Genomic DNA, 24,118 nt, shown 5'->3' on the forward strand with positions numbered 1-24,118 from the left:
ATCGAAAGATAATGGCCAATATACAAGGAATTATGTAAAGACTCTTAAATTAATTCTAAAAAGTTTAGTTTAATCAATTTCTAGGGACAGTCCAGAAAGTTAGTTTTCACTGACTTTCTGGACTGTCCCGTTATTATAGAACATTTATTTTTTATCAATAGCACACAACTTTCCTTAGAGCAAAACCATCAAGAAACCCTTAAGGAAAATTGGCGTATCCCTTGATGGCTTTGGTATATAATTATTTATTAAACTTCTTCTCTACTTGTTCAAAGAATAAATGAAGAAATGTTGTAATTTAACATAAACAGGTGATAATTATGACAATAAAATATATCCTCAATTCAGGAGATTGCTAATGAAAAAAGAGGCAGATTATAATTTAAGGAATCATCTCTTAACAAAAGAGAATCAGAGATGAACATCATTTTGAAAAAGATAAGTGGATCCGTTATAATTTCTGAAGGAGACAAAAAAGACAAGACGACAAAGTTCAAAAAAGGATGCGATAAAGTCAATGAGCCATTGACTTTAAAGTCATCCTTTTTTTGAAAACGTATTTCTACGTTATGGAAGTTCAATTATTCTATTCTAGATTCGCGTGGCGTCCATACATTTTGTCGGAATCCATGCCTTTTTTCTCCATGAAGCGGAGAATAATAGAATCATAGAATAATAGAAGGCTTTGTTCGAACAGAGAGCCCATTGGTTGAATGGATTTATTCCCTGTATCGACACCGGACTTCGCTTGAGCAGGGATTTCAATGACGATATCTGCCAATTCACCAATCGTGGAGTTCGGAAAAATCGTGACTGCCGCTACTGTCGCACCGATGCTTCTTGCTTTCTCTGCCATGGCAACTAGACTTTTCGTTTCACCAGATCCGGAGCCGATGATAAAGATATCGCCTTCTTCCAAATTAGGTGTCACGGTTTCGCCCACAATATAAGGGTCAAGCCCCATATGCATCATACGCATGACAAAACATCTAGCCATGAAGCCTGATCTGCCAGCTCCTGCCACAAATACCTTTTTTGCGCTCAGAATGCCGTTTACGAGTTGTTCGGCATCTTCATCGCGAACGAGCGCTGCTGTTCGTTGAAGTTCTTGCAAAACGAGTTCGGTATACTGAGTTGTTTGCATAATTAAACGGTCACCGCTTCTTTAATTAAGCGTTGCATTTCTTGTGCTACAGCCTTTTTATCATCTTGGTTAGCAATACCGCCACCTACAATGATAAGGTCAGGGTTTGATTTAAGAACTTCAGGAAGTGTTTCTAATTTAATACCACCTGCGATTGCAGTTTTTGCATTTTTCACAACGCCTTTAATTGTTTCAAGGTCCTTAAATGAGTTTTGACCTTTTGCTTGTAGGTCGTAACCTGTATGTACACAAATATAGTCTACGCCCATTGCGTCAACTTCTTGCGCACGTTTAGCAAGATCTTTTACAGCAATTAAATCAATAAGAATCTTTTTACCTTGTTTTTTTGCTTCTGCAACTGCGCCTTTGATAGACTCATCTTCAGCTACAGCTAGAATAGTGACGATATCAGCGCCATGTTCAGATGCTTTTAAAACTTCATAACCTGCTGCATCCATTGTTTTCATGTCAGCTAAAACTTGTAATTGAGGGAATGCTTCCTTCATAGCTTTTACTGCTTGAAGACCTTCAATTTTAACAACCGGTGTACCAATTTCTACGATATCAATGAAATCTTTAACTTCTTCCACCAATTTAATTGCTTCTTCAGTATTTACTAGGTCTATCGCCAATTGTAGTTCCATGAATAACCCACTCCTTAATATAGTTTGTAAATAATTGCTACTAAAGATAGTATATATTCTAACTTTCAAAAAACAAAGTACGCACTTTTTTATCATATAGTGTTAAAAAATACACTATCAAAGTAAAATGGGTAGTATGTAGGAGATTTTACTTTGATCGTGCGATGATAGGATTGAACTATATCCTCGTATTAATCAACATTCAAGACACTAGCAACAAAAAACCGTGTGTAAGTTGCCACTAGGGTTCCGCACACGGTTATGAGACATTATTGACAAGCATTTGTATGTTGTATTTTTGATAAAAAAACTGATTATTTAGAAAATTAAAATCACATTATTAATCTAGTATATGATATTTATTGTGTTTTTACAGTATTGGTCGTTTCCATATACTCTTTCCCCCAGCTATACATAGCCTCCAAAATCGGCATTAAGCTTTTTCCTTGATCCGTAAGCGAGTATTCTACTTTGGGCGGGACGACAGCAAAAACTTCACGATGCACGATGAAATTATCTTCCAATTCTCGCAATTGACTGACGAGCATTCTTGGAGAGATACCTGGCATGAGAGACCTCAGTTCATTAAAACGTTTCTTTTCTTCTTTGCCCAAATGCCATAAAATCAACATCTTCCATTTTCCCCCGATAACAGAAAGAGTTAATTCTTTTTCACAGTTATAAGACTTACCGCAAAGCTCTATCATGTTTGTCACCTCCAATCCGGACAAAATATAAACCCGTCAATAATCAGTTTAATCATTACTTACCAGTTCATTACTTCTGAAAGAGGATAGTACATTCTATACAGGTGGGAAAATGATAGAAGAAGGTGAACGGTTCATTAAGAATATCGGTGTCACAAATCATGCACAACCTGTTTGTTTTAGGAGTTAGAGAATGCTGTCGTTGGGCAAGTAATTTTTTTGCTTCGAACGAAAAACGATTAAAATGTTTAAGATAAATAAAATAATCTAGAATTTTTTATTGAAAACACGATAATTTCCTACTGATTCGCGTTACACTACCTGCGATTAGCTAAAACAAACTATTTTCTCTATACAATTTATTTTAAGAAAAAGCCAAGGCTTTTAGGAAAGGCACTTGGCGAATTCTGTAGCATGACTAGCATGCTACAAAGAAAAGGCTATATAATTTGAATAGGTGCGTGTATTTATCACATAAGTTTACTGGATGATACACTACTAATCAACATGTACGAATTGTTAAATGGCAGCTGTATTAACTCCGTGCCGAATGGATTGAATGGCCTGACTACGATCTTGTTGATTATAAATGGCGGATCCAGCGACAAGAACATTGGCCCCTGCTTCGACGCAAAGTCTGGCTGTTTCCGGATTTACGCCACCATCCACCTCGATTTCAACATCCAAGTTTTTCTCGGCTACAAGGTCAGCAACTTCTCTGATCTTAGGTAGAACCGAGTGAATAAACGACTGCCCTCCAAAGCCTGGATTCACTGTCATCAGCAATACAAGGTCAACATCCTCAATCACATGATGAATCATGGAAACAGGTGTATGTGGATTTAAGACGATGCCAGCTTTTGCCCCAGTTGATTTAATCAGTTGAATAGTGCGGTGTAGGTGTGGACACGCTTCTACATGTACAGAAATAATATCGGCCCCTGCTTTTGCGAACATTTCGATATATTGATCCGGATTTTCAATCATTAAATGTACATCTAAGGGTAACTGAGTGACGGGTCTAATGGCATCGACGATTAGTGGTCCAATGGTTATATTCGGGACAAAATGACCATCCATCACATCGACGTGGATGTAATCAGCTCCCCCCCGTTCAACATCTTTTATGTCTTCTCCAAGCTTGGCAAAGTTAGCTGAAAGAATAGAAGGTGCAATTTTAATCATAATGAAATCCTCCGATTTTTTTAGTAGTAGAAAAACATTCATTTTCGCTAGAATGATGTCTGTTTTCTCCCTGTTGGATTAGAAAATACTTCGATACTAGTGTGTTGATAAAAATAGATAGAGTCTGTTTAACAGTGTGGACTGGGGTAGTTCCCTAGCTCCTATACTATACTATCATTTTGTATTGGATGTATTAAATATCCCGGTTGAACTTATGCTTACATAAATATTTACATAAAGAAACTGTATTTTCCCGAATAATGGGATTGTCTTATAAAACATATTTTAATAAAGATTAAGCGTTAAAAGAAGACAAATAACAGAATCTTTTAAAAAAATAATGAAATCAATCAAGTTTTAGCCCAGCTTCACCTTTTGAAAAAGTACAATCTTGACGAGTTTAATATTCAGAAAATTTGGTAAAAGGTATACTCCCCGATACTATATGTTAATAAAGTGCGTACTTACAGATGCAGAATATACGAGATATACTATGGCTGTACAGGTGGGAACTAAATTTAGAAACTGTGTAATGGATTGTTAGAATACTTAACCAGGAGGTGACCTGATGAATCAGTTGAAAAATAATGTCATTCATGAAAAAGATATTCAGACACTAGCTATGGACTTTCTTACTGTCGCACAAAAAGCGGCTATCGCTTCTTATCCTTGGGTAGGAAAAGGAAACAAGATAGAAGCGGATGGTGCAGGAACTGAAGCTATGCGCAATCAAATGAATCTTATTGATATGAGTGGTTTGATTGTGATTGGTGAAGGTGAAATGGACGAAGCACCGATGCTTTATATTGGTGAGGAGCTTGGGACGAAGAATGGTCCCGAAGTAGACATTGCGGTTGATCCAGTTGAAGGGACTACGATGATGTCGAAGGGTCAAGATAATGCCTTAACTGTTATTGCCGTTTCCACTAAAGGCAGTTTATTACATGCTCCGGATATGTACATGCACAAGATCGCGGTAGGGCCAAAGGCAAAAGGTTCCATCAACATAGATGCAACGTTGACAGAAAATATGATATCAGTTGCTAAAGCGATAGGTAAAGACGTGAGTGAACTAACGGTTATGATCCAAGACAGACCACGTCATGATCATTTGATCAAACAAGTACTTGATGCAGGAGCCCGGGTTAAGTTGTTTGCTGATGGGGATGTTACAGGTGCCGTCGCTACTGCAATCGACGAAATCGATGTGGATATATTGGTAGGTATGGGTGGGGCTCCAGAGGGAGTTATTGCTGCGGTTGCCCTGAAGTGTATGGGAGGAGATTTCCAAGCAAAACTTGCTCCTCAAGAACCAGAAGAGTTTGAACGCTGTATTAAAATGGGGATAAAGGATCCAGAAAAATCCTTAACAATGGATGAAATTGTGAGATCTGAAGATTGTTTTTTTGTCGCAACAGGCATTACTGATGGCGTGCTAATGAGAGGAATTCGAAAACGCAATGATGGTTTTATCCTTTCACATTCTTTTGTAGCAGTTGGCGGTAACGCGAAGAGTTATCAATTTGTTGAAGCATTTCATTAATAATAAATAATCAATAAAAAGGGAGAGATTCATATGGCATTAGTATCGATGAAGGACATGTTAATTCAAGCGAAAGAAAAAGGGTATGCAGTAGGACAGTTTAATATTAATAACCTTGAGTTCACTCAAGCCATTCTACTCGCTGCAAAAGCAGAAAATTCACCGGTTATTCTTGGGGTATCTGAAGGAGCTGCTCGTTATATGGGCGGTTTTAAATTAATCGTATCAATGGTCAAAGAATTGATCGAAGCATATGATGTAACCGTTCCTGTAGCCATCCACCTTGACCATGGCTCTAGCTTAGAAAAATGTGTACAAGCTATTCATGCTGGATTTACATCTGTCATGATTGACGGTTCTCATCATCCACTTTCTGAAAATATCGAAATTACGAAACGTGTCGTAGAAATCGCGCACGCTGTTGGTGTATCTGTTGAAGCGGAACTTGGTCGAATTGGTGGGCAAGAAGATGATCTTAGTGTTGATGCAGCAGATGCATTTTATGCGATCCCTGCAGAGTGTGATCAATTAGTTCGTGAAACAGGCGTAGACTGCTTTGCCCCTGCTTTAGGTTCTGTCCATGGGCCTTATAAAGGTGAGCCGAATCTTGGATTTGATCGTATGAAGGAAGTAATGGAACTGACGGGTATACCTCTCGTACTTCATGGTGGAACAGGTATCCCAACAAAAGATATTAAAAAAGCGATCTCACTTGGATCAGCGAAAATTAATGTGAATACAGAAAGCCAAATCTCTTCTACTAGTGCTGTTCGAGCAGTGTTGAGTAATGATGATAAAGTATACGATCCTCGTAAATTCTTAGGACCAGCTCGCGATGCGATTCAAGAAACTGTACAAGGTAAAATGCGTGAATTTGGTTCATCAGGTCAAGCTTAATCCGTAAATCTATGAAAAGAAAGGGGAAAAAACATGATTGAACAAAAAGTAAATGTTGACCAATTGTCGATTAATACAATTAGAACTCTCTCCATCGATGCCATTGAAAAAGCTGGATCAGGCCACCCTGGTATGCCAATGGGGGCCGCTCCAATGGCTTATACACTTTGGACACAGTTTATGAACTATAATCCAAGTAATCCGAAATGGTTTAATCGTGATCGTTTTACATTGTCAGCTGGCCACGGTTCGATGCTGTTATATAGTTTGTTACATTTAACGGGGCATGATTTATCCATGGAGGAGTTAAAACAATTCCGTCAATGGGGCAGTAAAACACCGGGACATCCTGAATACGGCCATACAGCAGGTGTCGATGCTACGACTGGACCACTTGGTCAAGGGATTTCGATGGCTGTTGGGATGGCGATGGCTGAAAGACATTTAGCTACTACGTACAACGTGGATGATTTGAATGTCATTGATCACTATACATATAGCATTTGTGGTGATGGTGATCTAATGGAGGGAGTCTCTGCAGAAGCCGCTTCATTAGCTGGTCATCTTCAGCTCGGCCGATTAATTGTCCTATATGATTCAAATGATATTTCACTAGATGGGGATCTGAATAAATCCTTTAGTGAAAGTGCTGCAGATCGTTTCAAAGCATATGGTTGGCAGGTACTTCGTGTTGAGGACGGAAATGATATTAAAGCAATAGCAGGCGCTTTAAGTAAAGCAAAAGCTAATGAGAGCCAACCTACTTTAATTGAAGTGAAAACGGTCATTGGTTATGGATCACCGAATAAAGGCGGTAAGTCTGATTCACATGGTGCACCGCTAGGTAAGGAAGAAATGAAGCTTGTAAAGGAACAATACGGCTGGAATTATGAAGAAGATTTTTATATTCCAGAAGAGGTACAAGTGAATTTTGCTGAACTTAAAGAAGCATCCAATAAAAAAGAACAAGAGTGGAATGAATTATTCACTCGATACGAAAAACTGTATCCGGATGCTGCAAAAGAGTTAACCCTTGCAATAAATGGTGAACTTCCTGCAAATTGGGATGTGAATGTTCCAATTTACCGTGTAGGGGAAGACAAGCTTGCTACTCGTACCTCCAGCGGTGAAGTGTTAAATGGTCTTAATAAAAATGTTCCTCAGTTATTCGGAGGTTCTGCTGATTTATCCTCTTCAAATAAAACATTACTAAAAGGGGAAACGGATTTTAGCGCTAGTAATTATGGTGGGCGAAATATCTGGTTTGGTGTTCGGGAGTTTGGTATGGGTGCTGCTCTCAATGGAATGGCACTGCACGGAGGAGTAAAAGTATTTGGAGCTACTTTCTTTGTCTTCTCCGATTATCTACGGCCGGCTATTCGTCTTTCAGCCTTAATGCAGGTTCCGGTTACGTATGTGTTTACACATGATAGTATTGCTGTAGGGGAAGATGGTCCAACCCACGAACCAATTGAACAATTAGCTTCTTTACGAGCAATGCCTGGACTTTCTACCATTCGTCCTGCTGACGGAAATGAAACGGCGGCTGCTTGGAAGCTTGCCCTAGAAAGTAACGATCAACCAACGGCTCTTATTCTTACACGTCAAGACTTACCAACCCTAGCTGATTCTGAAAAAGCGTATGCCGGTGTTAGCAATGGTGGATATGTTATTTCAGAAGCAAAAGGGGATGTTGCAGGCTTGTTATTGGCTTCTGGTTCTGAAGTTTCCTTGGCAGTTGAAGCACAAGAGGTGTTGGCAGAAGAAGGAATATATGTGTCTGTTATTAGTATGCCATGTTGGGACCGTTTTGAAAAACAAACGACTGCATACAAAGAAACAGTGATTCCGAAACATGTAAAGGCACGTTTGGGCATTGAAATGGGTGCATCAATTGGCTGGAGCAAATATGTTGGCGATAGTGGAGATGTATTAGCTATTGATCAATTCGGCGCTTCAGCACCTTATGACAAGATTATTGAGGCATACGGCTTTACCGTTGAAAATGTCGTTGCCCGTTTTAAAAGATTACTGTAAACATGATGAAATCTATGAAAACCGAGACAATTAGCAAAATCAGTTAATCGATTATGATCTGAATGAACGAAAAAGAGCCCAACTAGACGAAAGTTACGGCTCAGAATTCAAATTCAAATAGCTTGTTTTCATAATAAGCTGGTATGGATTTTGGGCAGATTTCACCAATAGGTGAACCTGCCCTTTTTTAACCATACTATTCATTTCATTGAAAAAAAGTAGAGCGCTTATAATGATTGCTTATTTTAAAGTTTTGGTCCATTAAGGTAAGTGTAGGAGAATTATAGTCGCCTCTCAGAATAAATATAGATAATAACAAGAATTCCATTAGTCTGTCTACTTTCTATTTATACAAGTAGGAGAAGCATTTGTACTTCAAAATGAAATAAATCTTATTCACCACTATACGAGGCGTCTATATGTTGGCACATCATGATGCCGTAAAGATGGAGGAAACGAGCGATGAATAAAATTGCCATATTAACGAGTGGCGGAGATGCGCCAGGTATGAATACTGCTATTCGGGCAGTCGTTAGAAGAGGGATTTTTAAAGGTTTGGAAGTTTATGGGGTGCAAAACGGCTACAAAGGGTTAATCGCTGGGAATTTTACGCCTATGGACTTTAAAAGTGTCGGTGATATCCTTCATCGAGGAGGCACGATTTTACAAAGTACACGATGTGACGAATTCAAGACAGTAGAAGGTCAGAACAAAGCGATTGCACAAATGGAAAGTGCAGGGATTTCTGGTTTGATTGTCATCGGCGGAGATGGCTCATTTCAAGGGGCAAGTAAACTAACTGCCCAAGGCTTTGCTACGATTGGTATTCCAGGCACGATTGATAATGACATTGCAGGGACGGACTATACAATTGGATTCGATACAGCTGTCAATACAGCTGTGGATGCCATTGATAAAATTCGTGACACGGCTTCTTCTCATGAACGCACGTATGTAATTGAGGTCATGGGTAGAAATGCAGGAGACATTGCATTATGGGCAGGTATGTGTGCTGGAGCAGAGTCTATTATTATACCAGAAGCGATTGATGACGTAGAAGATGTGATTGATCGTGTTCAACGGGGAGCGGCGCGTGGGAAAATCCACAGCATTATCGTAGTAGCGGAGGGTGTAGGAAAAGGTCACGAAATTGGTAAAGTAATTGAAGAAAGAACCGGATTTGAAACAAAAGTGACCATTCTTGGTCATTTTCAACGGGGAGGTTCACCTAGCGCTTACGATCGGATGATGAGCACGCAAATGGGAGCAAAAGCTGTGGATCTGTTTGTAGAGGGCGTTTCAGGCGTAATGGTAGGATTAAGGGATGGAAAACTCGTTCATACACCATTTGAAGAAGCACTAGAGCATAAGCGTACGATTGATATGGATACGTATCATTTAGCAAGAAGTCTGTCTATATAAAGAGAGCAATATGAGCGATTATTAGCGTGAACTAGTAGAACAAACCAGTTAACAAACAGGATGAAGAGCTATGTTGTGAAGGACTTAAATGAGGATAAAAGGGAGGAAAAGGACATGAAAGTAGCCATTGCTTCAGATCATGGGGGAGTAAATATTCGCCAAGAAATTATCAGTTTAATGAAAGAAATGAACATTGAATATGAGGACTTAGGCTGTGAGTGCAGTACATCGGTTGACTATCCAGACTATGCCGTTCCAGTTGCTGAAAAAGTAGCAAGCGGTGAAGTGGATCGAGGGATTTTGATTTGTGGGACAGGGATTGGCATGAGTATTGCGGCGAATAAAGTAAAGGGAATTCGATGTGCATTAGTGCATGATATGTTTAGCGCTAAAGCAACAAGGGAGCATAATGATACCAATATGTTAGCGATGGGAGAGCGTGTCATCGGTCCGGGATTAGCTCGAGCGATTGCCGAAATCTGGTTAACGACTCCTTTTGAAGGAGGCAGACACGAAAGTCGCGTCTGTAAAATAACCGAGTATGAAAATGCTCTTGGATAATAAACCGAGAATATTAGAAGGGTGAGTATACGAGTAAAGCATTTCAATGAATGGATCGGACTGCTGAGTTTAGTTTTAGCAGTCTTTGTTCATTTGGAAGAAGAACAGAGGAATGTAAAGGAAGTATCCTTTAACACACTATGTAAAAATAAAGTGTGTACTTGTTTAGATGGCTCATTTGCGTAATAATCAAATTAAGGAAACGCTTACAAATAGTTTAGAAAACAACGAATTTAAAAGTAGAAATGGTATTTATAGGTTCGTAGGGGAAATTAGTTATTACTCGTAAAGAGTATCGCTAAAAAGTTTTGTTGGAAATGAAACATTGGTGATATAGATATTAAAATTAAATGAATGTCTGTATTCCATGAGTGAGCTTATATTTGCAAAGTATGTGAATGAGTACAATTAGTCTATAAAAAGGTGGGAGAAACATGTCAAACTATATTGCGCAAGGTTCAATTATTTGTAAACATTGTGGAGAGCTTATTGACACTATGCCTACAGAAAAAGTGACTGTCTACTATTCAGAGTGTAAGCAAGAACAGTGTGAAAACCGTGAATTACTAGAGGATTAAGAACAGAATCTGTTTTGCTTAAACCGCTAAAAAACTCTATGAAAATCAAATCACTTAGATCAAGTCGATTTCCTAAAATGTGAAGGAAATCGACTTTTTATTTTTTCATTATGCAAGAAGGAAAGTGCGGGCACAGATAAAGCATGGAGGCTTGAAAAAACGATTATTTCACCTGTTTGTTCATGATGCACAATAATTAGTTTTTTTCGAAAAAATATTAAGCAACATTACACAATTGCTACGCATACTGAATGACTGTAAGATACAGATATAGAGTAAATATTACCAATACTTGCAATTTATAAACATTTTTGTGCAAGTTAGTAAAATAGCGGTTTGTAAAGTGAAAGCGCTTTTATATGAATTCACATTTATTTTGTGAAAATAGGTTTTCACTTATGAAGGAGTAGGTAAAATTCAAAAACTGCTGAAAAAGGAACAAGGAAGATCTGTAAGATTTAGTCTTGTTGCAAGGTAAATACTATCTTGCATTAAAAATAGTGAATTAAGTGAAATAGATTTCACTTATACTCATTATCCATATTCATTATATTTGGAGGGACGACTATGAGTACACATTTTGATGTGATTGTTGTTGGAGCAGGATCAATGGGAATGGCTGCAGGGTACCAATTAGCAAAACAAGGAGTCAAAACATTATTGGTGGATGCCTATGATCCGCCGCATACAGAAGGAAGCCATCACGGGGATACTCGTATCATCCGCCATGCTTATGGTGAAGGAAGAGAATATGTTCCTTTTGCACTGAGAGCACAAGAGTTATGGTATGAACTTGAAAATGAAACACACCATAAAATTTTTACGAAAACAGGCGTGCTAGTATTTGGTCCGAAAGGCGAATCTGATTTCGTTGCAGAAACGATGGAAGCAGCAGCGGAACATTCATTGACAGTTGATTTACTTGAAGGCGATGAAATCAATAAGCGTTGGCCAGGAATAACAGTTCCTGAAAATTATAATGCGATTTTTGAACCAAACTCAGGCGTATTGTTCAGTGAAAATTGTATTCGTGCGTATCGCGAGCTAGCTGAAGCGAAAGGTGCAAAAGTTTTAACCTATACACGTGTTGAGGATTTTGAAGTTTCACAGGACATAGTTAAAATCCAAACAGCAAATGGATCTTATACAGCTGATAAATTAATCGTTAGTATGGGAGCTTGGAATAGCAAACTTCTTTCTAAATTAAATCTTGATATCCCATTACAGCCATACCGTCAAGTTGTCGGTTTCTTTGAATCCGATGAATCGAAGTACAGCAATGCTGCTGACTATCCAGGGTTCATGGTTGAAGTCCCAAATGGTATTTATTACGGATTCCCAAGCTTCGGTGGCTGTGGATTGAAAATCGGCTACCATACGTATGGGCAACAAATTGATCCAGATACGATTAACCGTGAATTTGGCGCTTATCCGGAAGATGAAAGTAATCTTCGCGACTTCCTAGGAAAATATATGCCAGAAGCAAATGGAGAATTAAAAAGAGGGGCCGTCTGCATGTACACGAAAACACCAGATGAGCATTTCGTGATCGATACGCACCCTGAACATTCGAACGTCTTTATCGCAGCTGGTTTCTCTGGGCATGGCTTTAAATTTTCAAGTGTAGTCGGTGAAGTGTTAAGTCAATTAGCGACAACTGGTAAAACAGAACATGATATTTCCTTATTCTCAATAAATCGTCCTGCTTTAAAACAAACAACAACAATCTAATTTAGAGATTTTGTATAAAGAAACAAAGTTTAAGTTACTAGCTTACAGCGCTAGAACGATATGTAACAGTGTCCAAAAAGCTAGTCACAAATAGTGAGTTATCTGTTTTTCATCGGTGTAAACAGAATGATATAAAAGAAAAACTCAAATATAAATGGTAGAAAAGGATAGGTGAATCAGATGGTACAACAAATGACAGATCTTGAAAGAACAAAGATTCTACAAAATGGTGGAAAAAAAGTACAACCTACTTTCTCAAAAGAAGAAATGACACGCCGTAGCTCCAATTTACGTCAATATATGGCAAATGCGGGCATTGAAGCAGTGGTCTTTACTTCTTACCATAATATTAACTATTACAGTGATTTCTTATTTACTTCATTCAACCGTAACTATGCGCTTGTTGTGACACAGGACAAGCACGTAACAGTGAGTGCAAATATCGATGCTGGTATGCCATGGAGACGCAGCTTTGATGAGAACATAGTCTACACAGATTGGAGAAGAGATAACTTCTTATACGCTGTGAAAAAGGTATTATCAGAAGCAGGCTTCAAAGGTGGACGTGTAGGGATTGAAGACGATCACTTGAACTTAAGCTTACGCCGCCAAGTACAAGATGCACTACCAGAAGTAGAGCTTGTTGACGTTTCCCAAGATGTAATGAGACAACGGATGTTTAAATCAGCAGAAGAAATCGATTTGATTACAAATGGTGCTCGTATTGCCGATATCGGTGGAGCTGCAGTTGTAGAAGCGATTCGTGAAGGCGTACCAGAATACGAAGTGGCTCTTCATGGTACAGAAGCAATGGTACGTGAAATTGCACGCACATACCCACATGCAGAGCTAAGAGACACATGGATTTGGTTCCAATCTGGTATTAACACAGATGGTGCACATAACTGGGCAACTTCCCGCAAATTACAACGCGGCGATATTCTGAGCCTAAATTGTTTCCCAATGATCGCTGGTTACTATACAGCGCTTGAGCGTACATTGTTCTTAGAAGAAGTATCTTCTGATCGTCATCTAGAGCTATGGGAAATCAACTGTAAAGTCCACAGACGTGGTCTTGAATTAATCAAACCAGGTGCAAAATGTATGGACATTGCAGCAGAATTGAATGACATCTATCGTGAGCACGACCTATTAGCAAACCGTACGTTTGGATATGGTCACTCTTTCGGTGTACTTAGCCATTACTATGGTCGTGAAGCAGGATTAGAGATCCGTGAAGATATCGAAACAGTGCTTGAGCCAGGCATGGTTATATCAATGGAACCAATGATCATGATTCCAGAAGGAGAGCCAGGTGCTGGTGGATATCGTGAGCATGACATCCTTGTAATTGGTGAAAACAACAGCGTAGAAAACATCACTAAATTCCCATTTGGACCAGAGCATAACATCATTAAAAAATAATATAACTGCGCAATAACTTGCGATATGACAACAAGAGTTTCGTCAAATCTTAAAACAAATGAATCAAATTCAACTGTCAAGTGATGAAATACACTTGCAACAGTTAGAAAACGTATAGAGGTGGAAAAATAGTGACTCAACAACTTAAAGACGTAAAATTGTTATGTGAAAAACCTGGAATTCAATTGATTAAGGCCGGAACGTATCAATTACATGAGTTAAGCGAGTTAAGAGGTACGCCAGAATTAAAAGGACAAATTCTTGATTTACCTCTAACGGACGTAAAAGAAGAATTAACGTTAGGCTATTTCGCTTTACAACCATCCGTTGATTACTCAGCAGAATTTGATTTTACTGAAGTTAAAATCGTAACAAGAGGAAAAATGGTTGTACGTGATGTTGAAGGGAATAAATATGTTGGTGAAGTAGGAGATGTATTAATCTTCTCACCTAAAACAACTGTTATTTTCGATGGAGAAAGTGACGGGGAAGCAGTTTACTTCAAAAACGTAGCGGCTAATCCTTCTTATTTATAAGACATCCGTCAGATCAAGGTAACTTGGAACATAGGAACTACAGATAAAAAGAAAGTGATGGGCGATACTTCTCCCCATCACTTTCTTTTTTTAAATCAGCATAATACAAATGAATTCTTGGTCTGATACCATCCACCAAGCATTAGGTGGAAAGATTCCTGTTATAATAATTCATTTCATATATCGTGAAAAACAACTCGATAGAATATTTAATTAATCTTCTAAGCTAAAATATCTTATACTGTAATTTTCTTTTAATAAGTTCATTCTAAGCTTCACTCTCTGCTACATGTAATGATCTTTTCTAGGTTTCGTAGCTATTAATCTCTCCTCATGGTTCTTCACAGATATAATCCGAGTTTCTTCTATTGGTCCCGATCCCATTTTGCTTTCACCACTTTTGGGAGAAAGGAGATCGGATATTCCGCCTCTTTCTGACTTAATTCCCTGACTTGTACGCGTGTTTGTGCCTCTTCGTGACGAGTTTCTTCTATTATATAGTGTCAATGTCCTTTTTTAGATACGGGTTTTGTGATCCAAGTGGAAAGATGTGCTTTGTAAAATTGTGTTTCATAACCAAAATCTAATAATCTTCGAAAAAACTCCAATTTCTGTATCGCGGATTTAGCTGCATATTGTTCGTTAATATATTGGTTATATGCTTTGACTTCTGGAAAACCAATATCCCGAAAAGAAAGGAAAAGGTTCGTTAAAAAATGAAGCAGCGTTTTGGCGTCCGAACGGTACGCTTTACCGTATGTGGAGACAGCTGCTTATCTTGTGGAAATTTTTTTCTAGAAAAAAATAATTCTAAAAAATCCTGTTCAGTACTTTCTGAGAGAGAAAGATTTCTGCTTTCGTTGAGTAACTGTCGTTCTTGTATAATGTGCTAAGTATTGATCACTAGTCAAATTATTAAGAAGTGCCAAAGATTTCATTTATACTGCCTTCTATACTCAGTATAAAATAACATTATTATGTATAGTAAAGATAATCCTTACTTATCTTTACTTCTATTTTAGGATGGAATGCTTGTTCTGTGTATGTTTTTCAGTTTCTGCATAAATTAATTTTCACTGTCTGAGATTCGCTCTCAGACGAAATTACATTTGTTTTATAAGGTTATTGCTCATTCATTCCATTACAGAGATTTTGCGTAATTATTCACAATTATAAACTAGTAAAAATCCATATTTTCCATCATCTTGCGACACTCGGAAAAAAAGTGTGTGACCGAAAATCAATCATATTGTGAAAAGGTCCATCGATTATTGCCGCACTCTATACAATGTTACGGGGAGACCTTTCTGTAGCATGCCGGTAAAAAGGAGGGGGCTGTATGATATGAAAGAGGGCCTAAATAAAGAATTTTGGAGTTTTCGCTGAACATGGGATAATAGTTTTTGTAAATATTCTACCGAGAAGTTTTTTAAGATATATATCTATGTGTTAACTTTCTTTTTCTTACTCCACTTCTATCTCGTTATTGCTAAATAAGCAGGACAGATAATTGTATGGGCGACTGTCGGGGAGGTTCGAGATAAAAGTAAAATATGACGATAACATTTTGGAAAAAATGTGCGTTTATGCTGCAAAATCTGATATAAAAGGAGAGTACCAGTAACGACTATTAAAGGTATTATATTTTCATTTGAAATTGATGGTTCAATCGAATGTTTCTTTGTCCCCTAAACGCTTCCCTTTTTCAAATTCTCTATAAAAAAATATAGAACCGTTTACAGGGATTTCTATAGCGTGGGACATATAATAAAAAGTTGGTGGAACCCCAATGCGGATTTACAACGTTATGCTGTCTTAGAAGTAAAAATTGCTGAACAAATCAATCAACATTTAGATGAATGTACAGGAAAAGAAAAACTGAATAAACTGTTTGTATGATGAAAGGAGGTTAACGACGGATGTCTTCTCACAATTCTTATGAACCGAATTGGCACTATTATCCTCAAGCTCAAAGAGAAAGCCGCCATCAAGGTAGATCCTTGCGTCAGGACAGTATAAAAGCGCAGAGATCAAGCTTAGGAACACAAGCTCATGGTGGTATTCTCCTATCCGTCCCCTTCTCAAGACACTAATGGCCATGGATATGGGAATACTCAAGGCTATTCATATTCGTCATATCCGACTAATTCATATACTGGTACATCATCAGATACACAACATATATTCAAAATCCTGACCAGTCTTGAGAATCAATTGAATCAACTGAGTAAGTTGATTGCGCAGAACAATCAATTGTTAAAATCTATGCAAAATCAAGAAGATACTAAGTGTGTCCAGGGTGGCGGCGGAACTGTCATTGTACGAATGTAGGACTACTCTGAGATACAAATAAATCTAAAATATAGCCATTCCTAACTCAATTTATTAAAAGGGTGGGACCGAAACCGATCTTTCTTTCCTTGAGAACAATCAGTTTTTTAGTATTCATGCCATTCATTGAACTACCCTCCACATAATTTTCTATGGAAAATTATGTGGAGGGATTCCTACGAACACCAGTGTATCCACTAGTTTTGGAGTAGCTAACCCCGTTGTTGCATTAGTGTTTAGATTTGATAGGGTGACTATAGCTTCATAATGAAGCTATAGAAAAGTGCTTTTTAAAAAAATACTGACTTTTTACAGTCAATCTAAGGGAACGTAAGGTGCTTCCTCACGTCTTGTCTATATTATGAAAGTGATAAGACAAGCGTTACCTCATTTATTGGATTTTGATAGGCCCTCATCCTATTATGATGACAGTCATTGCTATTTAGCCTTTGGGATGCTCACTATAATTAGTTCTACGCTCTCCTAGCTGTTCCGCCGCTTTTCTCGCTTTTTCCTGTTCTGGGTTCGTATAAAGGGCCGCTGTCGTTGTAGACGTATGACCTAGCTGAGTCATTAATAGATGGATATCACCTGATTGCTCCATTAAGTTCGTTCCATACGTATGCCTTAATTTGTGTGGCGACATCGATTTATTTGATTTAAAAGCCTTTGTATATTTCTTTACAAGCGCTTCGATCGCCCGGTTAGAAAGGGGAGTTGCTGCATGATTGACCTTAGTCAAAAATACATAGTCCATATCTTCAGTTGACCCGTTATAACGTTCTGGTCGTATAGCTAGGTAATCTTTAATGTCTTGCATAGATGGAGGAGATACCGCAACAACATCCTTTTTTCCACCTTTACGCAAAACATGTATTTGGTTTTCCTCAAAATCAAGATCCAGTAGCCTTAAGTTAGATAATTCATTTACTCGAATGCCGCTTCCTAAAAATAAAGATAAAATCGCAAAATCTCGTTCCTTGTCCCTTGTAAAATAGATCAGTTTTCGAGACGTTTCAGGTAGTTCCTTTTCATAATCATGTTTAACAAAGTCGAGAAATCGAGCATCGTCATCATTGTGAAAGATTTTTGTTGAGATTCTAGAAGCGCGTGCTCCTAACGTTTCTTTAACCTTATTTACTTCAATTTTAAGCATAACGTTTCTATAAAAGTAAGGTTCACCTTCATCATTTTCTGTCTGTGTAGTTAAATACTTAAAGAGGGAGCGTAAAGCTGAGATTTTTCGATTAATGGACACTTTTTCGGATTTTTTTGTTTCTTTTTTATTGATGGGAATATTTCTTCGTTCTAAAAACTTAATAAAAGACCGAGCTTCTACTAGTTTCAAATTTTCCAGCACGGAAAGTGGGATATCTCTAATATACTCCACTTCTACAAGTCCTTCTGCAATCAACCACTCCAAAAACAATTTATAATCAAGAACATAATTCAAAAGAGTGGAAGGAGATCGGGTATCGATTTTATTATCAACGTACTCAACGATGTAGAAAGGCATGGACATAACCAACTGTTCTAATTTTTGTTCATGGACTTGATGTTGTCTAGTATTGGCCATATGTCGTCTCCTTTGTAGAAAGTTGTCATTTGTGCGTAAAATTCAATTTTTACGAATAATTACTTTACATCATTCGATTATGTAAGTTACTCATAAAACCGGAACTTTTACATAGTCATACTTATTAGGATTTGAGATTTTCAGCTTTTTAATCGCAGTTTCTACAGCATCTTGGGATTCAAAAATCTCATTTACTTTAATTGCTTCATGATTTGTACCAATTTCATAAACTCGGATTTTATATCTCATAGGGTAACCTCGCTATTTTAATTTTTGGATCAGTTTAAAAAAGCAATAAAATCGATTAGCAGCTTATCAACGATTTGTTTTAAAGTGTCTATATGTATTTTTTGGGGATCTGTAATCGCCATATGACTAAAATCTAACAGCGCTTTTAATCGCTTTCTTTACTATATCTTGATTAATTAAAGATTGTGTATACAGCATATCGAAAGCATCTTATTTGTTTTAGGCAAACCATAGTGGTTTTCGGATATTATGTTGCATCGCTAAATCGATTGATACCTGACAAGCCCTTTGTATATTCATGACAATCGAATCTTGTCTGGTTATATCTTTAAGATTTATTGGATCATCGTCATATACGTCTCGAATTCATTTGGTACAATGTTCAATACTATTCATTTTATATACAATCACAGATTTTTTCATAAGTTAAGTATACCAAACATTTATTAACGTGTCTATATATGCGTAAAATCGATATTTTACGCATATATAGACACGTTAATAAAAAGTTCTTAGTTATCGTAGTGTAACTTTTGGAGATATTTTGCGCGTGTTTTAAGTGTTAATTTGCACATCTAACTTTTAAACAGCTAATTGAAAACCTAAAAAGTTGAAACATAACTTTTTTCTTCATAAGGTACCGCCACACACCCATCAAGCTAAGGATGTAAATGAGTAGATACAAAATAATTCTTGCGTCAAAACGAACAAGTGATGGAGGAATAGGCATACTAAAGGAGCCTACTAAGGTTCCTTGAAAGCAGCGTTAGCCATAAGATGCGGAATCATTTTAGGAAATAAGTGTTCATTATTATTTCTTGTAAACTGTTCACTTTAGTTTAGCAGTTACAGACGTTCTTACTTCCAATTGGGATTACAAGTATAGGGATTCAATATACAATGCTATGTCTCACAGTTGTCCTTGTTATTGGAGCAATTGTATCAATGCTCCTGAAACTAAATGGCTTATGCTTAATGAAGCAAGTAATAACGGAAATAAAAATTAAAGGGTAGTTTTAGAATTAAAACTTACTACAGGTTATTGTTCTCTCGGCTTACAGAAGATTCCTTTCGTTTTTCTGTAAGTTAATCAATTCGTTAATTGCAAGTTCATCTATCGAGGTATATATCCGACCAAAAGTAGGATCTTTTCTAAATTGATACCCTTGTTTCTCTAAATCTTGAGCATATTTTCGAACTGTTGATTCAGCTATATCTAAGTGTTTTGCAATATCAGTAGTTTTTAGTTGTTTATAATCTTCAATTTCTAATTCTAGTTCTTTTATATCGTCCATATGTCATCACCTCTAATGATAAATTAAACAACACATAGACGATATCCTTCAAGTAAAAAGAACACTGAGGAGAATTCCAATATATTTTAATGATAAATAGTTTAATAAGGGTTATTTTTTCAATTTGATTTTAATGTATGATTTTAGTTATTTTCGTACATTGAAAAGACCACCAAATTGGTGGTCTAGATCGATATTTTTTGTCTGGAGTGGGGTCTATAACCATTTCTATTTTCTATGCTATGCATTAATTTAGTGAATGATCTTATCTTCACTAAAAATATAGTTAAAAGTCCTATTTCATCATATAAACATACTTATATTTGTGTCATTTCATTATTTTAAACATATAATTAATTAGCCCATGCAAGTAGTAAGTACCTCCTTTAAATCAAAAGGAGATGTTTGTATATGTCAGGTTGTGTAGATGGCGGATGTGATGGCGGTCGTGGATTTGGTGGCGGCTTTGCCTTGTTAATTGTATTGTTTATCCTCTTAATCATTATTGGATGTAGTTGTGGCGGTGGATTCGGCGGAGTTGGTGGCGGCGGATTCGGAGGCGGTGGTTACGGAGGCGGTTACGGAGGCTTCTGTTAATAAATAAGTAACAAAAGGACGGCCGTCATAGGCCGTCCTTCTTAAATTAAAGATGGTTATTAAATGAAGATTACTGACTATCAAAACCATGTTTATGTAAATAGGTTTCATTCTCTTAGTTCGTCCAGATAATAAAAAAAGGAGCTATTGATCGGCTCCTGGGATTTAAGTAATGCATCCGTATTCTTATTTAATGAGGCTAGCAAGAACCATCTCAGTAATGTCCACCATACCCCATGCCGTGAGACGGATAACCGCCATATCCCATGCCGTAGCCATAACCTCCAACTTGTCTTTCCATTTTATATCTCCTCCTCAAATTGTTTCAAAAATAGTGTATGTGTCCATATTCAATGAGCGGTAGGTATTTGCCTATTTGTAAAGGATGTATGCTTGGTTGTTATTATATTTGAGGTATAGTCATAACCTCTCGTTGTACTAGCTTTCACAAGACAATTAGCAACAGTCAACGATTTACTGTTCTCTCAACTAACCCTCCCCTAATAGAAGAAAGGGTTTTTCTGAATTTATGATTTTAGTTATTTTCGTACATTCATTACAGTATGGACTCCTATATGCTTTGCATAATGAATGAAACTAATAACCCCCCACTCCATTAATGGAGTGGGGGGGTTATTAGTTTCACCTACTAGATCAAAATCAAAAAACGCAAACTTGATATTCTTTTACTTTTCTAAGGTAATTTTAAGGTTCTTCTTCTTTTTCTTTAAACTCGAGAGGTTATGATAACAATACAAACAACACAAGGAGGTTATCAAGCATGAACTTGATGACATTATTTTTAACAGGTGCTTTAATCGCAGGTGGTCTAGGGGCTCATGAAATGCTTGATAACCAACCAATAACGAATTCAACCATTGCACCCTCACAATCTATTAATGAATTACAAGCAAAGACCATTGCCTTAGACACATCAAAAGGTGGTCTAGTAATGAACACTCAAACCATTGAAAATGACGGGATTAAAGAATACAAAATTTCTATTGTAAATCAAGATACAGAATATGTTGTAGATATTGATGCATCAACAGGTGATATTTTGAAAGTTGATCAACACACGAAAGATTGAAAGAGCTGCGGTACGAACGATTTAAAATCATTTAAAGAAAAGTCCAATAAATAACCGTAGGAGGTTTTATCATGATTCAAAATTTTAAAGTAAAACTATTATTTGAAGATCAAGTTCATGAACGTCATCAGTTTTCGTTAACCTTTGAAGGCGATCATTATCAAGGTATTTTCCACGATGGAGAAATTCAGTGGTTTCATCCTCAACCTAAAAATAATCTTGGTGAAGATGACCTTCAAAACTTGGAATCTAAAGTGTATGACTTAATGACGAACTATGTATATCAAGATTTTAAAGTAAAACCATTGTTCGAAGATCAAGTTCATGAACGTCATCAATTTACACTAACCTTTGAAGGGGATCATTATCATGGGATTTTCCACGAGGATGAAATTCAATGGTTTCATCCTCAACCCCAAACTAACCTAGAAGAAGATGACCTTCAAGATTTGGAATCTAAAGTGTATGACTTGATGGCTAACCACGTATATCAAGGTTTTAAAGTAAATTCATGGTTCGAAAATCAAGTTCATGAATGTCATCAATAGACTAAATATATAAGAGGTGGGTATCTAAATGATGCCCACCCTTTTTGTCCTCAAAACATCCAGATTTTTTTCCTAATGTATGATTTCAGTTATTTTCGTACATTGAAAAGACCACCAAATTGGTGGTCGAGATCGATATTTTTTGTCTGGAGTTGGGGCTATAACCATTTCTATTTTCTATGCTATGCATTAATTTAGTGAATGGGCTTATCTTCACTCCAAATAGGTGATTACCTATTAAATAAAAATTCGTGCATCATAATGCGTATATTTGTGTCATTTCATTATTTAAAACATATAATTAATTAGCCCATGCAAGTAGTAAGTACCTCCTTTAAATCAAAAGGAGATGTTTGTATATGTCAGGTTGTGTAGATGGCGGATGTGATGGCGGTCGTGGATTTGGTGGCGGCTTTGCCTTGTTAATTGTATTGTTTATCCTCTTAATCATTATTGGATGTAGTTGTGGCGGTGGATTCGGCGGCGGTGGTGGCGGTGGTTACGGGGGCGGTTACGGAGGCTTCTGCTAAATAACAAAAGGGCGACTAACATAGGTCGTCCTTCTTTAAATGTAAGGTGGTTAATGTAATCTTTACATTTTTGCAGACTACCAAAAAGGGTCTTCTTCTTGAACTGATGTCACCATTATTCCTATAAGCTAGTTTAAAAAACTCCTCTTATTTTATTAAGAAGAGTTTACATAATCATCTTTATAGGTACTACTAAAAGGATCTTCCGGTCGAAGATCCTTTTAGCTGATTGTTTAATTAAAGCTACCCGTTTGTTTAAGTACACTATTTCACATTATATTTTGAATAACGATATAAAATACTCAATATTATAAAGAATAAATACGGATATTATTAGCCCAATAAGAGTAGTTATATACTGTTTTGAATTCTTCAGGTATTTCCACTCCAAAATAGACTGAAAACCTAATAATACAATCAAATATAATATCCAATACCATTTTATAAAAGTGGTATTTTCCATCACATAAAATGCATAAAACGGAATAGTACATAAAAAGAGAATTAAGATAATACCTCTTCCCCATCGATCGACCTTCTTACCAGATGTTTCCGAAACCTTTTTCTTTTCTACACCAAGTAATTTATTTATTCCTTTTTCTAACAAAATCCCGAAAATAAAAAGAACAACAATAAATAGCAAAGCCCATGGAAGTATCAAAAAGATACATACCACCCCCGTTTTTACTTTTATAATGCCATAAACTGTTAAAATAAAGAACCAATTAATCTAGTAAAAATAAGTATTTATCTCAATGGATAGCGTGCATACTCTATACAAATCTAGTTAACATAAAGTCAATTTCCGGAACTTCCGAAAGATAAAACCCCTTGGTACTCAAGGGGTTCCGAATGGTCCATTTTTATCGTTTATACATGATTTTATACATGGTTGATGAATCAACATTTTCGGCTTCTGAAGAAGCCTGGTAGCTGCATAAAAAAGGGGTGTTTTATGCAAATTCTTCTTTCACTAAAGCACCCATTAGTTTAAGTTGGAAATAAAAAAAACATAATATAACCTGTTATCAATTTAATAATTCATTTTGTTTACGATTCTTAGGATTAACTCCGAATTTAGCAATTAAAAGAACCAGTAAAAATACAAAACAACTAAAACCAGTATTATCACTTGTAAGTATATTTGACTGGATAATTTGCATCGCAACTAAAACGTTTAATATATAAGAAGTGAGAAAACCCAAAAATGAAATACACGTTATATAATTGCCGAATAACGTCCTTTTGTAATTAGATACATCTGTTTTATTTGCTTTTTGGATAGTCAAAGTATGTTGAATTTGTCTAACTAGACCGTATGTGAAACCGATAATTAAAAACACAACTACTACATAACCAATTACATCAACCATTAATTCACTCCTCTCATTTTCTAGTTTACACCAGTTATTTTTATAAGATATTTCTTCTTTTACTAAACTGCCACTTTAGTTGAACAAGAAGTTTTTTTGAATGTATGATTTTGTATATT

General features: G+C 36.8%; 23 protein-coding genes. 14 read left to right on the forward strand and 9 right to left on the reverse strand.

From position 1 onward, the window contains the following. Positions 1–586: 586 nt before the first annotated feature. The 4 genes from hxlB to rpe all read right to left on the reverse strand — a co-directional run bounded on the left by hxlB (position 587) and on the right by rpe (position 3,680). Positions 587–1,144, reverse strand: a complete 558-nt coding sequence (gene hxlB / locus AC1MGI_RS20960) for a 6-phospho-3-hexuloisomerase (RefSeq protein WP_480349949.1) — start codon at positions 1,142–1,144, stop codon at positions 587–589. Positions 1,145–1,146: 2 nt separating this feature from the next. After that, the gene (gene hxlA / locus AC1MGI_RS20965; protein WP_480349950.1) at positions 1,147–1,788 is read right to left on the reverse strand and encodes a 3-hexulose-6-phosphate synthase; all 642 of its coding nucleotides are present in this window, start codon (positions 1,786–1,788) and stop codon (positions 1,147–1,149) included. Positions 1,789–2,147: 359 nt separating this feature from the next. Further along, complete coding sequence (locus tag AC1MGI_RS20970) at positions 2,148–2,495, reverse strand: winged helix-turn-helix transcriptional regulator (protein WP_062187861.1); 348 nt, start codon at positions 2,493–2,495, stop codon at positions 2,148–2,150. A 519-nt stretch (positions 2,496–3,014) separates the two neighbouring features. Further along, entirely contained in the window at positions 3,015–3,680 is a 666-nt protein-coding gene (gene rpe / locus AC1MGI_RS20975) for a ribulose-phosphate 3-epimerase (RefSeq protein WP_480349952.1), read from the reverse strand. A gap of 568 nt (positions 3,681–4,248) precedes the next feature. On the opposite strand from rpe, the gene glpX reads away from it, so the two are divergent. The 10 genes from glpX to AC1MGI_RS21025 all read left to right on the forward strand — a co-directional run bounded on the left by glpX (position 4,249) and on the right by AC1MGI_RS21025 (position 16,309). Continuing rightward, complete coding sequence (gene glpX, locus AC1MGI_RS20980) at positions 4,249–5,223, forward strand: class II fructose-bisphosphatase (RefSeq protein WP_480349954.1); 975 nt, start codon at positions 4,249–4,251, stop codon at positions 5,221–5,223. Positions 5,224–5,256: 33 nt separating this feature from the next. Beyond that, a complete protein-coding gene (fba, locus tag AC1MGI_RS20985; RefSeq protein ID WP_480349956.1) occupies positions 5,257–6,120 on the forward strand; it encodes a class II fructose-1,6-bisphosphate aldolase in 864 nt (287 codons plus the stop codon). 33 nt (positions 6,121–6,153) lie between these two features. Next, positions 6,154–8,157 (forward strand): transketolase, encoded by a 2,004-nt coding sequence (tkt, locus tag AC1MGI_RS20990; protein WP_480349958.1) that lies wholly within the window; start codon positions 6,154–6,156, stop codon positions 8,155–8,157. 462 nt (positions 8,158–8,619) lie between these two features. Continuing rightward, on the forward strand, positions 8,620–9,579 hold the full coding sequence (pfkA, locus tag AC1MGI_RS20995) for a 6-phosphofructokinase (protein ID WP_480349959.1): 960 nt from the start codon (positions 8,620–8,622) through the stop codon (positions 9,577–9,579). A 114-nt stretch (positions 9,580–9,693) separates the two neighbouring features. After that, complete coding sequence (gene rpiB, locus AC1MGI_RS21000; RefSeq protein WP_480349960.1) at positions 9,694–10,140, forward strand: ribose 5-phosphate isomerase B; 447 nt, start codon at positions 9,694–9,696, stop codon at positions 10,138–10,140. Positions 10,141–10,574: 434 nt separating this feature from the next. Beyond that, positions 10,575–10,718, forward strand: a complete 144-nt coding sequence (locus AC1MGI_RS21005) for a GapA-binding peptide SR1P (RefSeq protein ID WP_480349961.1) — start codon at positions 10,575–10,577, stop codon at positions 10,716–10,718. Between the two features lie 567 nt (positions 10,719–11,285). Continuing rightward, on the forward strand, positions 11,286–12,449 hold the full coding sequence (solA, locus tag AC1MGI_RS21010; protein WP_403076680.1) for an N-methyl-L-tryptophan oxidase: 1,164 nt from the start codon (positions 11,286–11,288) through the stop codon (positions 12,447–12,449). A gap of 180 nt (positions 12,450–12,629) precedes the next feature. Next, positions 12,630–13,874 carry a M24 family metallopeptidase gene (locus AC1MGI_RS21015; RefSeq protein WP_480349962.1) on the forward strand — a complete coding sequence of 415 codons (1,245 nt, stop codon included), beginning with the start codon at positions 12,630–12,632 and terminating at the stop codon, positions 13,872–13,874. A 131-nt stretch (positions 13,875–14,005) separates the two neighbouring features. Beyond that, positions 14,006–14,410 (forward strand): cupin domain-containing protein, encoded by a 405-nt coding sequence (locus AC1MGI_RS21020; protein WP_480349963.1) that lies wholly within the window; start codon positions 14,006–14,008, stop codon positions 14,408–14,410. 1,755 nt (positions 14,411–16,165) lie between these two features. Continuing rightward, on the forward strand, positions 16,166–16,309 hold the full coding sequence (locus tag AC1MGI_RS21025; RefSeq protein ID WP_480349964.1) for a hypothetical protein: 144 nt from the start codon (positions 16,166–16,168) through the stop codon (positions 16,307–16,309). An 874-nt stretch (positions 16,310–17,183) separates the two neighbouring features. On the opposite strand, the gene xerS is transcribed toward AC1MGI_RS21025, so the two are convergent. From xerS to AC1MGI_RS21040, 3 genes are all read right to left on the reverse strand, one after another. Beyond that, positions 17,184–18,317: a tyrosine recombinase XerS gene (gene xerS / locus AC1MGI_RS21030; protein ID WP_480349965.1), complete on the reverse strand. Its 1,134-nt coding sequence runs from the start codon at positions 18,315–18,317 to the stop codon at positions 17,184–17,186. 90 nt (positions 18,318–18,407) lie between these two features. After that, complete coding sequence (locus tag AC1MGI_RS21035; protein ID WP_480349967.1) at positions 18,408–18,566, reverse strand: hypothetical protein; 159 nt, start codon at positions 18,564–18,566, stop codon at positions 18,408–18,410. Positions 18,567–19,621: 1,055 nt separating this feature from the next. Beyond that, positions 19,622–19,861, reverse strand: coding sequence for a hypothetical protein (locus tag AC1MGI_RS21040; protein WP_480349968.1), 240 nt, complete (start codon positions 19,859–19,861; stop codon positions 19,622–19,624). Positions 19,862–20,272: 411 nt separating this feature from the next. On the opposite strand from AC1MGI_RS21040, the gene AC1MGI_RS21045 reads away from it, so the two are divergent. The 4 genes from AC1MGI_RS21045 to AC1MGI_RS21060 all read left to right on the forward strand — a co-directional run bounded on the left by AC1MGI_RS21045 (position 20,273) and on the right by AC1MGI_RS21060 (position 22,626). Next, a complete protein-coding gene (locus AC1MGI_RS21045; protein WP_480349970.1) occupies positions 20,273–20,458 on the forward strand; it encodes a YjcZ family sporulation protein in 186 nt (61 codons plus the stop codon). 781 nt (positions 20,459–21,239) lie between these two features. Further along, positions 21,240–21,548 (forward strand): PepSY domain-containing protein, encoded by a 309-nt coding sequence (locus AC1MGI_RS21050; protein WP_480349971.1) that lies wholly within the window; start codon positions 21,240–21,242, stop codon positions 21,546–21,548. A gap of 71 nt (positions 21,549–21,619) precedes the next feature. Continuing rightward, on the forward strand, positions 21,620–22,096 hold the full coding sequence (locus tag AC1MGI_RS21055; RefSeq protein WP_480349972.1) for a DUF5342 family protein: 477 nt from the start codon (positions 21,620–21,622) through the stop codon (positions 22,094–22,096). Between the two features lie 359 nt (positions 22,097–22,455). After that, the gene (locus AC1MGI_RS21060; protein WP_480349973.1) at positions 22,456–22,626 is read left to right on the forward strand and encodes a YjcZ family sporulation protein; all 171 of its coding nucleotides are present in this window, start codon (positions 22,456–22,458) and stop codon (positions 22,624–22,626) included. A 274-nt stretch (positions 22,627–22,900) separates the two neighbouring features. Here AC1MGI_RS21060 and AC1MGI_RS21065 read toward each other — a convergent pair whose 3' ends face one another. Continuing rightward, positions 22,901–23,287, reverse strand: coding sequence for a DUF4181 domain-containing protein (locus AC1MGI_RS21065; protein WP_480349974.1), 387 nt, complete (start codon positions 23,285–23,287; stop codon positions 22,901–22,903). Between the two features lie 367 nt (positions 23,288–23,654). After that, positions 23,655–23,999, reverse strand: coding sequence for a hypothetical protein (locus AC1MGI_RS21070; protein WP_480349975.1), 345 nt, complete (start codon positions 23,997–23,999; stop codon positions 23,655–23,657). Between the last annotated feature and the right edge of the window lie 119 nt (positions 24,000–24,118).

The sequence above is a fragment of the Peribacillus sp. BM1 genome (assembly GCF_056679975.1).

Excerpts from the sequence above, each read along its gene's own strand:
- AC1MGI_RS21050 (WP_480349971.1), top strand. The coding sequence starts at position 21,240 with ATGAACTTGATGACATTATTTTTAACAGGTGCTTTAATCGCAGGTGGT.
- xerS (WP_480349965.1), bottom strand. The coding sequence starts at position 18,317 with ATGGCCAATACTAGACAACATCAAGTCCATGAACAAAAATTAGAACAG.
- AC1MGI_RS21040 (WP_480349968.1), bottom strand. The coding sequence starts at position 19,861 with ATGGACGATATAAAAGAACTAGAATTAGAAATTGAAGATTATAAACAA.
- AC1MGI_RS21015 (WP_480349962.1), top strand. The coding sequence starts at position 12,630 with ATGGTACAACAAATGACAGATCTTGAAAGAACAAAGATTCTACAAAAT.
- AC1MGI_RS20970 (WP_062187861.1), bottom strand. The coding sequence starts at position 2,495 with ATGATAGAGCTTTGCGGTAAGTCTTATAACTGTGAAAAAGAATTAACT.
- fba (WP_480349956.1), top strand. The coding sequence starts at position 5,257 with ATGGCATTAGTATCGATGAAGGACATGTTAATTCAAGCGAAAGAAAAA.
- pfkA (WP_480349959.1), top strand. The coding sequence starts at position 8,620 with ATGAATAAAATTGCCATATTAACGAGTGGCGGAGATGCGCCAGGTATG.
- glpX (WP_480349954.1), top strand. The coding sequence starts at position 4,249 with ATGAATCAGTTGAAAAATAATGTCATTCATGAAAAAGATATTCAGACA.
- AC1MGI_RS21035 (WP_480349967.1), bottom strand. The coding sequence starts at position 18,566 with ATGAGATATAAAATCCGAGTTTATGAAATTGGTACAAATCATGAAGCA.
- solA (WP_403076680.1), top strand. The coding sequence starts at position 11,286 with ATGAGTACACATTTTGATGTGATTGTTGTTGGAGCAGGATCAATGGGA.
- rpe (WP_480349952.1), bottom strand. The coding sequence starts at position 3,680 with ATGATTAAAATTGCACCTTCTATTCTTTCAGCTAACTTTGCCAAGCTT.
- AC1MGI_RS21045 (WP_480349970.1), top strand. The coding sequence starts at position 20,273 with ATGTCAGGTTGTGTAGATGGCGGATGTGATGGCGGTCGTGGATTTGGT.
- AC1MGI_RS21005 (WP_480349961.1), top strand. The coding sequence starts at position 10,575 with ATGTCAAACTATATTGCGCAAGGTTCAATTATTTGTAAACATTGTGGA.
- AC1MGI_RS21055 (WP_480349972.1), top strand. The coding sequence starts at position 21,620 with ATGATTCAAAATTTTAAAGTAAAACTATTATTTGAAGATCAAGTTCAT.
- AC1MGI_RS21060 (WP_480349973.1), top strand. The coding sequence starts at position 22,456 with ATGTCAGGTTGTGTAGATGGCGGATGTGATGGCGGTCGTGGATTTGGT.
- tkt (WP_480349958.1), top strand. The coding sequence starts at position 6,154 with ATGATTGAACAAAAAGTAAATGTTGACCAATTGTCGATTAATACAATT.
- AC1MGI_RS21070 (WP_480349975.1), bottom strand. The coding sequence starts at position 23,999 with ATGGTTGATGTAATTGGTTATGTAGTAGTTGTGTTTTTAATTATCGGT.
- hxlB (WP_480349949.1), bottom strand. The coding sequence starts at position 1,144 with ATGCAAACAACTCAGTATACCGAACTCGTTTTGCAAGAACTTCAACGA.
- rpiB (WP_480349960.1), top strand. The coding sequence starts at position 9,694 with ATGAAAGTAGCCATTGCTTCAGATCATGGGGGAGTAAATATTCGCCAA.
- hxlA (WP_480349950.1), bottom strand. The coding sequence starts at position 1,788 with ATGGAACTACAATTGGCGATAGACCTAGTAAATACTGAAGAAGCAATT.